Raw genomic sequence first — 14815 nt, forward strand, 5'->3', positions numbered from 1 at the left:
ATCATAAACCCTAGAGAGCAATTCAGACAAAAACACCCTTAAAATAGTATCAAATACGCATAAACTAGCCTGCCAATTTAGCAAAAACAAGTGTAAAAGTATCTTTGGCTTGTAAAAAAACCCATAATGACCGTTGTCAGTATGGGTTTAACCAATGATATTAAAGCAGGGGTATTAAAGCGATAGTATCGAAGCCCTATGATTAAAGCGTTAACTCGTGTCTAAATTAGCTTATAGCTGTAACTCACTGATATCTGCAACCGTTAAAAATAACCCACGCACTTTTTTTAGCAACGCCAACCGATTGGCTTTGAGGTTAGCATCTTCACTATTCACCATCACCTGCTCAAAGAAGTCATCCAATGGCTGCTGCAGTGTCGCTAGAGATTGTAAAATCTGGGTGTAGTTGGCGTTGTCAGTGTGTTGATGCGGCTCAATACTTTGCGCTGCAGTTTGCACCGCTTGGTACAATGCTTTTTCGGCAGGTTCTTGTAAATAAGCCGTTTGTATTTGGCTTGCAATCTCACCCTCAGCCTTGGCTAAAATATTGGCAACACGTTTATTGGCCTCGGCAAGTTGTTTGGCGGGTGGCAAATCACGGAAAGCTTGGACGGCTTTGATACGATGGTCAAAATCCATTGGCACTTGCGGTTGTAGCGCCTGTACCGCCATAATTGTATCCACGCTCACGCCTTGGTCTTCATACATGGCACGGTAGCGTGAATTGATAAACTCCATCACTTGTTTAAAAGTTTTTGGTAAGTCATCAATTTTGCCTACATAACCCAATAAAGCTTGCTCAAGCAATACTACTAGATTTAGTGGCAGTTGTTTCTCAATCAAAATACGCAGTACCCCAATCGCCGCGCGGCGCAGACTAAACGGGTCTTTTGAACCCGTTGGCGCTTGGTCAATGCCAAAAATACCGACCAGCGTATCCAAACGGTCTGCTAATGCCAGTGCCGTTCCAATGTTGGTCGCCGGTAATTTATCACCGCTAAATTTTGGCAGATATTGCTCTTCGATTGCCGCCGCCACCGCTTCTGGCTCTTGGTTTAAACGCGCATAGTAAGTCCCTGCCACGCCTTGTAATTCTGGAAATTCACCCACCAAGGTACTGGCAAGGTCTGCTTTTGACAGCAAGCCTGCCCGTGCCGTTTGCTCAACGTCTTCGCCAATTTGGGTAGCAATAAAGGCAGCTAGCTTGGCAATACGCTCAGATTTTTCCCAAATTGTCCCTAACTTATCTTGGAATACGCGGGTTTTAAGATTTTCAGTCAGCGCAAACAATGGCTGTTTTTGGTCTTGTAAAAAGAAAAACTCAGCATCAGCAAGGCGTGGACGTACCACTTTTTCGTTACCGGCAATCACTTGCGCTTTATCTTTACTGTCGATGTTACTGATAAAGATAAAATAAGGCTGTAATTTACCTTGGCTGTCAGTCAAACAAAAATATTTTTGATCCGCCTGCATGGTGCTAATCAAGGCCTCTTGTGGCACTTGTAAAAATCGTGGCTCAAAGCTTGCGCGTAGCGCTACTGGATAATCGACCAGCGCAGTAACTTCATCAAGCAAATCTTGTGGTACGATAGCAGTCGCGCCTACTTCATCGGCAAGCTGTTGGACTTGCGTTTTAATCTGTTGTTGGCGTTTGTCAAAATCAGCGATAACGTGCGCCTCGGCAAGGTTTTGCTCATAGCTGTCCGCCGTGTCAATTCTAACCTTATCAGGATGATGGAAACGATGTCCAAGACTATAACGACCCAATTCAACGCCCTGCGACCCTGTCTCACCCGACGTTAATCCTTGAATCGTCGCTGGCAGTACTTGGTCGTCTTTGAGTAGCACCAACCATTTGACAGGGCGAACAAACTCAGAACGCTCTGCGCCACTGCGCATGCGTTTGGCAATCGGCAACTCATCTAAGGCTTTTTGAAAAATACTCGGCAGTAACTCAGCCACAGGCTGACCGATGACATTCATTTCATAGCCGATATAATCGCCTTTATCACCTTTGATGGTAATCAAATCCTTGACGTCAATACCCAAGCCTTGGGCAAATCCTTGTGCCGCTTTGGTTGGGTTACCGTCCTTATCATAGGCAGCTTTGACTGCAGGACCGCGTTTTTGTTCGATTTTATCGGGCTGTTTTTCACTAATTCCTTGAATCTGCAAGGCAAGGCGACGCGGGGCGGCAAAGCTTTTAATGGTATCAAAGCGAATATTGGCATCTGTTAGTGATTGGGTGACATGGTCGCTAAGTGCATCACGCAATGTTTTTAGATTTTTTGGGGGCAATTCTTCGGTGCCAAGTTCAAATAAAATAGTAGACATGCTAAAGCCTTGTTGATTCAAATAAGGTAAATATAGGCGATTATAGCAGAAATTTAAGCCATAAAAATGCCCCATCAGCGGGGCAAATCAAGAAAACCGTCAGCGCAAAACCAAAATTAAACTTATCGGCTAGCACTTGCCGAAGTCGTTACAGCGGTTTTGGCGACTGGCGTATTTGGTGCCGCTTTTGGTTTGGCTTTGGCAGGATTGACCACAAAGTTAATGCCTAACAGCAACAGCGTCACCCCTAAAATCGGGCGCAATTTTTTCTCAGGTAATTTACTGCTCAATAATGTGCCTACAATAATGGCAGGAATCGCGCCAATGAGCAAAAAGGTCAGCATGTGAAAATCCACACTGCCTGACAGCAAATGTCCGAGGCCTGCGACCAAGGTTAACAGCACCGCATGTACCACATCCGAGCCGATGATACGAATGAGGGGTAATTGGGGAAAAATTAGCACCAGCGCCATGACGCCAAATGCCCCTGCCCCAACCGATGATAAGGTCACTACTACCCCGAGCAATATGCCCATCAGCACCAATTTATATTTAGGGATTTGGGAGGTGAGACTGTCAGTTTGGTCATTTTTGCGGTATTTGTCAAAAAACGCTTCGATACGGTTGCGAAAAATCAGCGAAATCCCAGTAATGGTCAACATCACGCCCAATATCAAGGTCATGATTAGTTTGATGGCGTTGATATTACCCAAGTAAGTAGCGACGAGATAATTGGTGACAATGGAGGCTGGAATACTACCAATCGCTAGCCATAGCACGATTGGCCAAACGACATTCGATTTTTTAAAATGTACCACCCCACCAAAAAACTTGGAAATAGCGGCGTATAGCAAATCGGTGCCGACAGCAATATGCGGCTCTACTTTTAGCAGTAAAATCAAAATCGGCGTCATCAGTGACCCACCGCCCACGCCGGTCACACCCACGCAAAATCCGACAAAAATACCCGCTAAAATAAAATAAAGTTCCACTCACCGCCCCTTGTTACCTGGCTTACTTGCTGCGGCTATTGTAGTAGAATAGCGCGTCGTTGCCCTGTGGCGATTTTTGATATAAATATGCGAGATTAGAATATTCTGATAATTTGATATTTTTTATTAGCGTTGATAACAAAATAATCAATAAAATAAGGCAAGAAAAAAGGCAATAGAAACTATCTATTGCCTTTTTCAATTTTGCTGTTCAAAAAAATTTTTTCGTCGATGTGGTGAAACTATTGTGATTTATCCGCTTCTTTCATCTATTGTTTTGAAATAGCTTCTTTTGGTAGATATTTTTCTAACGCATCCGCTTTATGTGCGTCATCTGCCAATGGGAAGCCCAATTTGGCGCGCGTTTCTACATAGCTTTGTGCGACCTTACGTGCCAATGTACGCACACGCAAGATAAAGCGCTGACGCTCAGTGACTGAAATCGCCCCACGCGCATCCAACAAGTTAAAGGTATGTGACGCTTTGAGTACCATTTCATACGCAGGCAGCGGCAAATTAAGACCGACCAATTTGTCAGCTTGGCTTTCATAAAAATCAAATAATTCAAACATTTTTGCCACATCGGCATGTTCAAAGTTGTAGGTTGATTGCTCTACTTCGTTTTGGTGGAACACATCGCCATAGGTGACACGACCAAATTCGCCATCCGTCCATACCAAGTCATACACACTGTCCACGCCTTGGATATACATAGCAAGTCGCTCAAGACCGTACGTGATTTCTCCTGTCACTGGGAAACACTCAATACCACCGACTTGCTGGAAGTAAGTAAACTGGGTAACTTCCATGCCATTGAGCCAAACTTCCCAACCAAGTCCCCATGCGCCAAGCGTTGGTGATTCCCAGTTGTCTTCTACAAAGCGGACATCATGCGTTAGGGTATCGATGCCAATTGCTTTGAGTGACCCCAAGTACAATTCTTGAATATCAGGTGGATTGGGTTTTAGTACCACTTGGAACTGATAATAATGTTGTAAACGGTTTGGGTTGTCGCCATAGCGACCATCCGTGGGACGGCGTGATGGCTGCACATAGGCGGCATGCCAACGCTCTGGACCTAATGCTCGTAAGAAAGTGGCGGTATGAAACGTGCCTGCACCCATTTCCATATCGTAAGGCTGTAACACCACACAGCCTTTTTCTGCCCAATAATTTTGCAAAGTTAAAATCAATTGTTGAAACGTCATCATACGAGAATTACCACTATATAGTCGGTGATTAGGCAAACCGTGTTTATCAAAATAGTTGTCCACGTGATTTTGATAAAGCGTCAGTTTTTTTAATTAGTCACATTAAAAATTTAAATTTTTTTGCGTCGCAAATAGCACTTAAAATAAGCGGTACAATTGCCGAACGATATTTTTACTTAAAACGCCCAAAATAGCAAACTTATCCAATTTTTCAGCTACAGGTATAGCAATGGTTATTGAGTAAATTAATTGGCTGGCAAAACTACAAAGCATTAAAACAATATACATTTCGCGACAAATCAGTTACCGCATTTTAGCACTTTTTTACTAGATTTACGAAAATTCCTGTTACGCTGAACAAGAGATTTCGACGATTGATTGTTAGCTTTTTTATGCGATTTTAGCCTTTTTAATCGCTTTTTTTAAGATAAATCAGCCAAATTTGATACGTCATCCATTGTCGTTTTAGTTGGGTTTTGACTTTTAATTTTCATTTTTTACCGCCATAATACCCCGTACAAGCTTTTACTTAATTTAGATTAAGTATTTGTTTTTAATAACTTTTCGTGAGGTCAACCATGCTTATTTCGGCAAGTCTATTATTAGCTGCTACGTCGTTAACTTCTAATTGGTTGTTTTTAATCGTTCTAGTGACTGTCGGTATGCTAGCGATTGCGTTTACCCCTTACCGTTTTGTATTGGGCTATTTTATGTTGGGCATGGTGTACTGGATTTCGGTGGAAGGGCTGCATTGGGCAGTCGTCACGCTGTCATCATTGACTGGTACGGATGCGTATGTAGCGGCAATTGGCTTATCGATGATTCCCATTGTGATAGCGTTAAATGGAAAACCCAAGTTTAACAAAGCCGCAAATCAACCTGCTACTAACCAAACCATGTTAAAAAGTAGTGTTCAAATGAGCGCCGGTCATCGCCCTGTGGTGTTAGAAAAAGATACCGATTTTCATCAAAACTTTGTTCGTCATGCCTCCGTGTTTGACTCAAAACACTAATAACAACCCTATCCCCTTATTGCTAATTAGTAGCAAGTTATTTAACCCATCATGTTGATGGGTTTTTTATGCGCTTTAGCTTGATAGAAGCTAAAATATTCACTGTCTAACGCTGCTTAAATACACAAATCAAACGCTTTGATTACAAAAAATGATACTGATATGTTAAACATTACTGTAACTTGGCATGGATGCCCTTATAATATATTGTATAACAAAGCTATTAAATCGTTTGTAGTAGCGAATTATAATTTCTTTGAAATGAGTGACTTAAGTATCGTCATTTATTTCAAGACCTTGCGTATTGCAATATCTATAAAATCTATAATTTTGGAGGACACGTATGTTATCTCAATTAACCCAAATCAAATCAGATCCGCTTGACGTATTATTGTTTGCCGTTGGCTTGCGTCTAACCCAACTTGCCAAAATGGGCGATGACAAATTTAAAGGCTTATTAGAAAACCGTAATTTTACCATTCAACTCGGCAGCGACGCGGAACAAACGTCACGCTATTATGAGATTAATAACGGTACTTTTAGCCAACATGCAGGTCCAGCCAAAGAGCCAACATTGACGATTACCTTTAAAGACTCAATGACGGGTGTGAAATTGCTCACTAAAGGTGAGGCGACGGCATTTATGACGGGCATCCAAAATGGTGACTTAAAAATGTCCGGTGATTATTCACTGCTGATGTGGTTTAACCAAATCGCAAAATTTATTGTGCCAAAAGTACCTGAGCCACTTAAACCTGTGGTTGAACAAGCAAAACCCTTGATTGAAAAAGCCACACCTTTTGCTAAAGAACTTTGCAGCAAAGCCCTAGCAATGATTGGGGGCGCGAGCGCGGGTAAAGCATCTGGTAGCAGCAAATACTTTAATGAAGCCAACACCAAAGATGTCAATGCTGACAGTGATTCTGAAGCTACGAGCAAATTAGATACTCTTAAAGCGAAAGCGGCTGAAATCAAAGATGACGCCGTGGAAAAATTTGATGAGCTAAAAACCGAAGCCAAAGAAAAAATCGATGCACTCAAAGAAGATGCGAGCGGAAAATTAGCGGATATTAAAGACACCGCTAACGAAAAACTTGGCGAAACCAAAGAAAAGTTGGATGAGGTTAAAGCGCAAGCGGCTGATAAAATTGATGACGCTAAAGAAACTGCCACTGAAAAGCTTGATGAAGCAAAAGCAGCCAAAGATGATAAACTTGCGGATGCTAAAACCAAGCTTGAAGACGTCAAAGACCAAGCAGCTGAAAAATTAGCCGATGTTAAAAGCTTGGCGGGTGAAAAACTAGATGATGCTAAATCAAAGGTTGAGGAATTAAAAACCCAAGCCGATGACAAACTAGATGCGCTAAACGATGAAGCCAAAGAAAAAGTCAGCGAGGCAAAAGATAAAGTCGAACAAGCTAAGCAAAAGCTGACCGATGAAACGACGAGTGATTCTGATGCATCCGATAATAAAGCCATCGAAGAGAAGTATGAAGCGGCTAAAAATACTACTAATGCTCAAGATAGTACGGCAGATGATGATAGTATCCGTCCTGACAACGTGTTTGCCAAATCAGCCGATAATGACAACTTAACGCCTGCGCTGCGTAAATCTGCTGAAATTGAGGCAAAGCATGCGTCTGATGAGGTCATTGCCGACAATGTCAAAACTAGCGCAGTCACTGATGATAAATCACCTATCACCAATATTTCCATTACCCGTGGTGATAGCTCTCAAGACAAGTAAGCCATTGTCATTAAATGATAAAAAACAATCACTTTAGGTGGTTGTTTTTTTTTGGTATGATGAGACACCTTTTATCATTTTTAGCTTTGTTTTAATTAGGATTATAGCTGTCATGGCAGACTTATTAGCAATTCAACAATCAGAGCAACCGATTGGCACCACACTGACCCCCCAAAGCCGCCCAACTCGCGAGCAAATCCAAGCTTGGTTTGAATTACCTTTGATGGATTTACTATTGCTCGCGCAAAACAAACTTCGCGAACACTTTCCACCCAATGCGGTACAAGTCAGTACCCTGCTATCAATAAAAACAGGCAATTGTCCTGAAGATTGTGGCTATTGCTCACAGTCAGGACACCATAGCACCGACTTACAACCTGAAAAGAAAATCGAAGTAGAAAAAGCGATTATCGAGGCCAAAAAAGCCAAAGCATCTGGCTCCAGCCGTTTTTGTATGGGTGCGGCATGGAAACATCCCAATGATCGAGATATGCCCTATGTGGTTGAGCTGATTAAAGAAGTCAAAGCATTGGAGTTAGAAACTTGTATGACGCTTGGCATGTTATCGGGTAACCAAGCGCAAGTACTTGCTGAGGCGGGATTAGATTACTATAACCACAACCTTGATACCTCACGCGAGTACTACAACCATATCGTCTCCACCCGTAGTTATGATGACCGTCTAACTACCCTTGACCATGTGCGTCAAGCAGGCATTAATATTTGCTCAGGTGGTATCATCGGTATGGGTGAAAGTCGTGATGACCGCATCAACCTGCTGACAGAACTGGCTAATTTGCCAAAACCCCCTGAATCAGTCCCAATCAATATGCTAGTACCCATTGAAGGCACGCCGATTGCAGATCAGCTGCAAGGCACGCGCTTGCCTGTGCTTGAGTGGATTCGTACCATTGCTGTTACGCGCCTTGCTTGCCCAACCAGCTATGTGCGTATTGCCGCAGGTCGTGAAGGCCTAACCGATGCAGAGCAAGCCATGTTGTTTATGGCAGGTGCCAATTCTTTCTTTTATGGGAATCGTTTATTGACTACCGATAATGCTACCACCAACCATGATGATCAGTTGATTGCCGATTTAGGGTTGACGGTTGAAAAAGCCGAGCCTAGACAAATCCCGGTGACCAATGCGATGAATGGTCGCATCGGGAGTTTGGCTGTCGTTTGATATGCCAAGAAACCGCCGAAGTGGCGGTTTTTTCTTAGATGCTTTAACGATGCTTTAACAGAGTTCAACAGTATGTTAGCCAATTTTGCCCTTCAATCAGCCCTTGATGAACAGCGCCAAAAAGACTTGTATCGTCAACTGACACCCATTAGCCATGGCGTGACGCCCACCATTGACATAGATGGCAAAACCTACGTCAACTTTGCCAGCAACGATTATTTGGGACTTGCCACCGACCCACAACTCATACAAGCGTTTAGCCAAGCTGCAAAAACTATCCAGCAAGTCGGTAGTGGCGCGTCGCACCTGATTACGGGGCATACGCTTTGGCATGAACAGTTGGATACCACCCTTGCCCAAGTGACAGGCTATGAACGGGCCTTAACTTTTAGCACAGGGTATATGGCAAATGTCGGTGTGATTCAAGCGTTGTGTGGTAAAGACAGCGTGATTTTTAGCGATAAGCTCAATCATGCCTCCATTGTCGATGGGGCAATCCTTAGCCGTGCCAAAGTCATGCGTTTTGGGCATCGCAATTATAGCCAATTAGAACAGCTGCTCTCGCAAAGTAGCGCTAAGCAAAAACTGATTGTAACGGATCATATTTTTAGTATGGATGGCACCATTGCGGATTTGGCTGCGCTACATGCGTTAGCTACTCATTATGAATGCGCCTTGATGGTAGATGATGCCCACGGTTTTGGTTTGCCCTATCAAGCTTATAAAAAAGCCCAACCGCAAGCGGATATCTATATCGGTACCTTTGGTAAAGCGATAGGCACCAGTGGCGCATTTGTCGCAGGTTCAGTTGAGTTGATTGACTATGTGACCAATTTTGCCCGTTCATTTATTTATACCACGGCGATGCCCCCTGTGTTTGCCAGCGTGACTGAAACTAGCATAGCCATGTCGCACACCGATACGTTGCGCAGCGAGCAATTGCTTGCCAACATCAAACAGCTCAGTCAAGGGCTATTGCAGCAAAATTGGCAAGTAGCTATTGATAATCAAATACCGACCACAGCCATTATTCCTGTGGTCATTGGCAATAATGATAGAACCCTGCAGCTCGCCAACGCGTTAAAATCTCGCGGTTTTTGGGTCTCGGCAATCCGTCCACCTACAGTGCCGGTAGGCACAGCACGGCTACGATTTTGCGTAAGCGCTCGTCATAGTGAACAACAAATCTCGGATTTACTTGCCATCATGCAAACTTTAAAATAACGGCTATTTGCAGACTTTTTTAGGGCAAGTTTATTTAGAGTAAGCTGATTTAGGTTAAGCTTATTTAGTTGCATCATCATCGGGGTAAGCAATGACAGAATATTTTTTATGGTTTAAAGCCTGGCATGTGATTTCATTGGTGTGTTGGTTTGCCGCGATTTTTTATCTACCACGCTTGTTTGTCTATCATGCCATGAGTGCCGATAAAATCAGTCAAGAGCGATTTGCATTGATGGAGCGTAAACTGTATCGCGGCATCATGACACCTGCGATGATTGCCACTTGGATTTTTGGTTTGTGTATGCTGCTACCCAATTGGGACAGTTATAAAACCCAAGTTTGGCTACATATCAAGCTAGCCTGCGTCATTGCGTTGACGGTATATCATATAGCTTGTGGTCGATTTCGCTTAAAACTCATTGATAACCCTAGTTATAAAACCCATGTTTTTTGGCGGTGGTTTAATGAGGTGCCTGTGTTTATTTTAGTCGCTGTGGTGATTTTGGTGATTGTTAAACCGCAATTTGGCGCGTAATCATTTTAGCACTTCAGGGATCAAATCATAGCGCAAGGGTTCAATCATAGAAGGTTGCCATGATTGCCTGCGCTATGTTCGGTGAGCGCAAGGTGTAAATACGGGTCAAGGTCAGCTTGTTTGAGCAGCCAATCGACATAATCAGCCGGCAAGTCTTTAATGGCAACCCCTTTATGTTTACCAAAGCGCATTACCGTGGGTTTTCGGGCATGTTCACTGGCTTGATACAGCTGTGCCATATCGGTGATGCGATGCTGATAGCAGATAGCTTTTAAGACCAAAAAGGTAAACCAAATATCGTATTTGGCACCATGCGCGAATTTGATATTTTTTTTGGCAACCTGCGGCTCAAAAAAACACAGTAACGCACCCAAACTATGGCTATCTAACTGCGGGAAAAAATGCCGTGCCAGTGCCAAAGTGCAAATACGCTTAATGTTTGATAAATCACATTTGGCATTGGTCAGTACGTCAGCATCAAAGTCGATATTGTGCCCAATAAGATACTCGCAGTCTTCTGGTAACTGAAAATCAGTATGCGGCGGCTTGTCTGCCACATCGTCGTCAAAAATCCCTGTGATGGCTTGGCTGCCCAAAGTAATTTTTTTGTGTGGGTTAAAGCGCTGCTCAAAGGCGTTGTGGGTCTGTAATATCAGCTCGCCTGCTGGACTAAACACCACGCCAATGTAGGCAATTTCGGTTGCATGTGGCTCAACCAATCCATGCGCTTCTGTATCTAAAATATAACTACTCATAACCTTAAAACTTACTAAATCGCTCAATTCACCCGTTGTAGACAATCATCATACACGATTTGGCGATAGCTTCGTTAGGTTTTCAGTATCTTGGGTTTTCGGTATCTTATTTTTAGTATCTTGGGTGCACCAATCGCTATCTACATCAATCGCTGTCTAAAGGTTCTGCTTGGTCTTTGCTGCTTCACTAACCCTGTTAAATTAGCCAACTTAGCCAATAAGGGCGCCAACTCAACCAACAAGGGTATGGGTCTCAGGGTAACGAATACGGGTCGGCTTAGGGGTTGCGATAAAATACGCCAAGGTTAACGGTCCAAGACGCCCCATATACATCATAAACATAATCACCCATTGCCCAGGTTCGCTCAATGTCGGGGTGAAATTTCGCGATAACCCGACCGTTGCCGATGCCGATATCACTTCAAATAAAATATCAACCAAATGCCCTTCTGGCTCACATATGGTTAAAATAAACGCCGCTAAAGCAATCATCAAAATCGAGGTGCTCATCACCGCAAACGATTTTTTTACCAAGTGATCAGAGATAGCACGATGAAAAATTGTCACTTGCGGGTGCTGACGCAAATATGCCCTAGTCGATGCTAGGATAATCACAAAGGTACCGATTTTGATACCGCCACCTGTGGACATTGAGCCTGCGCCAATAAACATCAATATAAAGGTCAATAACGTACTGGCATCTGTCACTTGGCTATAATCAATATTATTAAAGCCTGCGGTACGTGACGTCACCGCCATAAACCAAGACGCAAACCACTGCCCAGCTTCGCTCAATCCGCCAATCGTTTTGGCGTTATGACGCTCAAGTAACCAATACCCCATACAACCGATGACATTGAGCGCTATCGTGCCCAAAACCATGACTTTGGTGTGCAGGGTAAATTTTTGCCAGCGCTTGTGTTTGATGATATCTAAAATCACCAAAAATCCGATACCACCCGTGATAATAAGCAAACTTATGATAAAACTAATCATCGGCTGGTGCACATAGGCAGTCATATTGTTGCCATTTAGCGCAAAACCTGCATTGTTAAACGCTGAGATACACAGAAAAAATGCTTCATACATCGCATCTTTTAGCCCTTTTAGCGGTGCTAAAAATAGCGTTAATCCTAAAAAACCCAAGCTCTCGGTGATAAAGGCAATTTTGATTACCGCTTTGGCTGTACTACCAATTTGGTTGCTATGGGTACCCAACGCTTCCTGCGCCGTGATTGAGCCGGATAATCCCATTTTACCTTGCAAACTGGTCAATACCAAAATCGCAAAGGTCATAAAACCTAGCCCGCCAAATTGAATCAGCGCGGCAATCACCAGTTGTCCAAACGTGGTATAGTTAGCGGTATCTACGACATTTAGTCCCGTGACCGTCACCGCAGACGTCGCGGTAAAGGCTGCTGCTAACAGACTAATCGGTTGAATTGTTGCGATTGGCAATGACAGCAAAACCGTCCCCATCACAATTAACGCTAAAAACCCCAAGGACAAAATCGCAGGCGAGGACAACTGCAGTCCCTGTTTGGTAGGCGGCTCTAGGTCGTGAGTGCTGGGTTTTGATTTATCAACAATCTTTGGTTTTTCGCCTTTTTTGACTTCACGAAACGGCATATCTACACCTAATTACCTTTTTTGCGTGAGTGGTGAGCTAAATAGCCGTTTGGCGAATGGCTTTGGCAAGGCGACGCAGCGCTTGGGTATCACCACCCACCACCAATTTATCCCCACCTTGAAAGAAAAAGCCATCGGGTAATTGGTTAAAGATTTGCTGGTTGCGTTTTAGCATGATAAAAGTAATATCAGGATGGCTGTGTTGTACATCCGACCACGGGTGCCCTCGCCACTGCTCAGGCGGGTCTAGACGAACCAAAAACTGCTCGTCACCCAATGCCATGTATTGTTTGACCATCGGATAGTTCATTTTTTGGGCAATACGAATCCCCATGTCTTGTTCGGGGTGAATAATATTATTCACGCCTAAGCTTTTTAGGATTTGGTGATGGGAGTCGGTTTTGGCTTTCACCCATAGGTTTTGTACGTTTAGGCTTAGTAGGTTGAGTGTACATAGCAAGCTGGCTTCAAGGTTATCACCAATGCTCACGAGCACGCCGTCGAAACTTGCAAGGTCAAGCTCTTCTATGGTGTCTTTGTCGGTGGCATCAGCAATCACGGCACGGGTGACATGTTCACTGATGTCATCGACCAGTTTTTCATCAATATCAATCGCTAGGACTTGGTTGCCCAATTTTTCAAGCTCTTTAGCGCAGGTAATACCAAAAACACCCAGTCCGATAATGGCAAATTGCATTTTGATTTTTCCTTTCTTAGCCCACTTCCTGAGCAATTTTTTTTAAATCATCAATACAGATAACATATTTTCTCATTATTTTTTAGCGCGCTGGCGACTGGCTTCGTACAGCACCATGCCAGTGGCGACACTGACATTTAAACTTTGGATTTGCCCATGTTCATTGCCGGGCATCGGGATATAAACCAGCTGGTCGCAGGTATCTGCGGTCAAACGGCGAATACCGTCACCTTCTGAGCCCATCACAATCGCCACATCACCTGTCAAATCACAGTCTTGCACGGGCTTTGCCGTATCATCAAGTGCCGTACCAAACACAAACACCCCTTGTTTTTTGATGTCAGTGAGCGTACGCGCAAGATTAGTGACTTGGATAAAAGGAATTAATTCCACCGCACCGACGGCGACTTTTGCCACGGCTGGGGTAATGCTTGAGCTATGATTTTTGGGAATAATGACGGCTGAGACACCCATTGCCACGGCGGTACGCAAACACGCGCCAAGGTTGTTCGGGTCGGTGATTTGATCAAGTACCAGTAGTAATAGCGGTTTTCGCTCGGCTTGATGTTTGTCAACTAAGTATTTGAGATCTGCCTCATCTTGGAGTTCAGCAGGGCGGGCTTGCAATACCACGCCTTGATGCTGCGGACTTTCTGCAAGCTTGGTGAGTTTGTCTTTGGCGCTGATTTGTATCGCAATCCCGTAGGTTTGGGCAAGCTCAGTGATGTTGGCTACCGTGGCATCATCTTGTTTTTTACCGTCTTGAATAAAGAGTGTCAACCCATCGATACCGCGGTGTTGCAAGATGGATTGCACGGCATGAATGCCATAAAAATAACTCGGTTTTGCCATGATTGATGACCCTTTTTTTCGATTTTATATTTGCCTTGCCGCTAGCTTTGTATATTATTCGCTAGCCTTCTAGGTGGCAAATGTACTGCACGACTGCTTCATTACGTAGCTCATAACTGCTATGCCCTTCGACCAAGAACGCTTGACCGGCACGGTAATAAGTAAATTCTTCCTCGCCTGCCAGTTTGACTTCACACTCGCCTGCCAAAATTTCGATACGTTCAGATGAGTCGGTTTTAAATTCATAGGCGGGCACATCGGCATCACAAGGTAGCACGATTCCTAGCATTTTTTTGCGTCCATCTTCAAACCAAACGGTCCGACTAAAAGTACGACCTTCATAGTAAACATTCGCTATTTTTTCTACCGATACATGGTCGAAACGATTAGGTGACGTCATGAGATTCTCCTTAAAATACACAGTCAGTTGACTTGATAACGCTGCCTTGTTATAAAAAATTATAAAGAATTATAAAGATGGGCAAGTCGTTTTGCGGCAACCCGCTTTTTTTAATCGACAAATGGGTTTTATAATCAAACGCAGTCCGTGACTTGTCGCAATCAGCCAATGGTATTGCCGATAGATTGTTAACGGTTGATAAAAAATTATGTTCCGTTATCCTTGTGCAGACGTTGTTTAGAC

At 43.7% G+C, this 14815-nt stretch carries 13 protein-coding genes; 5 read left to right on the forward strand and 8 right to left on the reverse strand.

Features of this window, described 5'->3' with window-relative positions:
• Window positions 1–231 precede the first annotated feature (231 nt).
• The 3 genes from glyS to glyQ all read right to left on the reverse strand — a co-directional run bounded on the left by glyS (window position 232) and on the right by glyQ (window position 4534).
• Window positions 232–2334 (reverse strand): glycine--tRNA ligase subunit beta, encoded by a 2103-nt coding sequence (gene glyS, locus AXE82_RS05445; protein WP_062332283.1) that lies wholly within the window; start codon window positions 2332–2334, stop codon window positions 232–234.
• A gap of 122 nt (window positions 2335–2456) precedes the next feature.
• The gene (locus AXE82_RS05450; protein WP_062332286.1) at window positions 2457–3326 is read right to left on the reverse strand and encodes a sulfite exporter TauE/SafE family protein; all 870 of its coding nucleotides are present in this window, start codon (window positions 3324–3326) and stop codon (window positions 2457–2459) included.
• A 269-nt stretch (window positions 3327–3595) separates the two neighbouring features.
• Window positions 3596–4534 carry a glycine--tRNA ligase subunit alpha gene (gene glyQ / locus AXE82_RS05455; protein ID WP_062334805.1) on the reverse strand — a complete coding sequence of 313 codons (939 nt, stop codon included), beginning with the start codon at window positions 4532–4534 and terminating at the stop codon, window positions 3596–3598.
• 581 nt (window positions 4535–5115) lie between these two features.
• Here glyQ and aciT point away from each other — a divergent pair.
• The 5 genes from aciT (at window position 5116) to hemJ (ending at window position 10239) form a co-directional block, all read left to right on the forward strand.
• Window positions 5116–5550 (forward strand): AciT family ciprofloxacin tolerance protein, encoded by a 435-nt coding sequence (gene aciT / locus AXE82_RS05460; RefSeq protein WP_062332289.1) that lies wholly within the window; start codon window positions 5116–5118, stop codon window positions 5548–5550.
• A gap of 343 nt (window positions 5551–5893) precedes the next feature.
• Window positions 5894–7297, forward strand: coding sequence for a hypothetical protein (locus AXE82_RS12250; protein ID WP_065252165.1), 1404 nt, complete (start codon window positions 5894–5896; stop codon window positions 7295–7297).
• Between the two features lie 223 nt (window positions 7298–7520).
• Complete coding sequence (gene bioB / locus AXE82_RS05470) at window positions 7521–8480, forward strand: biotin synthase BioB (RefSeq protein WP_062334807.1); 960 nt, start codon at window positions 7521–7523, stop codon at window positions 8478–8480.
• 72 nt (window positions 8481–8552) lie between these two features.
• Complete coding sequence (locus AXE82_RS05475; protein ID WP_062332293.1) at window positions 8553–9704, forward strand: aminotransferase class I/II-fold pyridoxal phosphate-dependent enzyme; 1152 nt, start codon at window positions 8553–8555, stop codon at window positions 9702–9704.
• 91 nt (window positions 9705–9795) lie between these two features.
• Window positions 9796–10239, forward strand: coding sequence for a protoporphyrinogen oxidase HemJ (hemJ, locus tag AXE82_RS05480; protein WP_050324904.1), 444 nt, complete (start codon window positions 9796–9798; stop codon window positions 10237–10239).
• A gap of 44 nt (window positions 10240–10283) precedes the next feature.
• On the opposite strand, the gene AXE82_RS05485 is transcribed toward hemJ, so the two are convergent.
• From AXE82_RS05485 to ppnP, 5 genes are all read right to left on the reverse strand, one after another.
• On the reverse strand, window positions 10284–10994 hold the full coding sequence (locus AXE82_RS05485; protein ID WP_062332296.1) for an exonuclease domain-containing protein: 711 nt from the start codon (window positions 10992–10994) through the stop codon (window positions 10284–10286).
• A gap of 231 nt (window positions 10995–11225) precedes the next feature.
• Window positions 11226–12623: a TrkH family potassium uptake protein gene (locus AXE82_RS05490; RefSeq protein ID WP_062332299.1), complete on the reverse strand. Its 1398-nt coding sequence runs from the start codon at window positions 12621–12623 to the stop codon at window positions 11226–11228.
• 37 nt (window positions 12624–12660) lie between these two features.
• Entirely contained in the window at window positions 12661–13320 is a 660-nt protein-coding gene (locus AXE82_RS05495; protein WP_062332302.1) for a potassium channel family protein, read from the reverse strand.
• Window positions 13321–13395: 75 nt separating this feature from the next.
• Complete coding sequence (rlmB, locus tag AXE82_RS05500; RefSeq protein WP_062332305.1) at window positions 13396–14172, reverse strand: 23S rRNA (guanosine(2251)-2'-O)-methyltransferase RlmB; 777 nt, start codon at window positions 14170–14172, stop codon at window positions 13396–13398.
• Between the two features lie 61 nt (window positions 14173–14233).
• Window positions 14234–14572 (reverse strand): pyrimidine/purine nucleoside phosphorylase, encoded by a 339-nt coding sequence (gene ppnP, locus AXE82_RS05505; RefSeq protein WP_007115041.1) that lies wholly within the window; start codon window positions 14570–14572, stop codon window positions 14234–14236.
• Window positions 14573–14815: the final 243 nt, after the last annotated feature.

The organism is Moraxella osloensis, assembly GCF_001553955.1.
Taxonomy (GTDB): Bacteria; Pseudomonadota; Gammaproteobacteria; order Pseudomonadales; family Moraxellaceae; genus Faucicola; species Faucicola osloensis.

What these genes read in the sequence shown, in the direction of transcription:
- AXE82_RS05490 (WP_062332299.1), bottom strand. Translation starts at nt 12,623, where the DNA reads ATGCCGTTTCGTGAAGTCAAAAAAGGCGAAAAACCAAAGATTGTTGAT.
- glyS (WP_062332283.1), bottom strand. Translation starts at nt 2,334, where the DNA reads ATGTCTACTATTTTATTTGAACTTGGCACCGAAGAATTGCCCCCAAAA.
- AXE82_RS05485 (WP_062332296.1), bottom strand. Translation starts at nt 10,994, where the DNA reads ATGAGTAGTTATATTTTAGATACAGAAGCGCATGGATTGGTTGAGCCA.
- rlmB (WP_062332305.1), bottom strand. Translation starts at nt 14,172, where the DNA reads ATGGCAAAACCGAGTTATTTTTATGGCATTCATGCCGTGCAATCCATC.
- aciT (WP_062332289.1), top strand. Translation starts at nt 5,116, where the DNA reads ATGCTTATTTCGGCAAGTCTATTATTAGCTGCTACGTCGTTAACTTCT.
- bioB (WP_062334807.1), top strand. Translation starts at nt 7,521, where the DNA reads ATGGATTTACTATTGCTCGCGCAAAACAAACTTCGCGAACACTTTCCA.
- AXE82_RS05495 (WP_062332302.1), bottom strand. Translation starts at nt 13,320, where the DNA reads ATGCAATTTGCCATTATCGGACTGGGTGTTTTTGGTATTACCTGCGCT.
- AXE82_RS12250 (WP_065252165.1), top strand. Translation starts at nt 5,894, where the DNA reads ATGTTATCTCAATTAACCCAAATCAAATCAGATCCGCTTGACGTATTA.
- hemJ (WP_050324904.1), top strand. Translation starts at nt 9,796, where the DNA reads ATGACAGAATATTTTTTATGGTTTAAAGCCTGGCATGTGATTTCATTG.
- glyQ (WP_062334805.1), bottom strand. Translation starts at nt 4,534, where the DNA reads ATGACGTTTCAACAATTGATTTTAACTTTGCAAAATTATTGGGCAGAA.
- AXE82_RS05475 (WP_062332293.1), top strand. Translation starts at nt 8,553, where the DNA reads ATGTTAGCCAATTTTGCCCTTCAATCAGCCCTTGATGAACAGCGCCAA.
- ppnP (WP_007115041.1), bottom strand. Translation starts at nt 14,572, where the DNA reads ATGACGTCACCTAATCGTTTCGACCATGTATCGGTAGAAAAAATAGCG.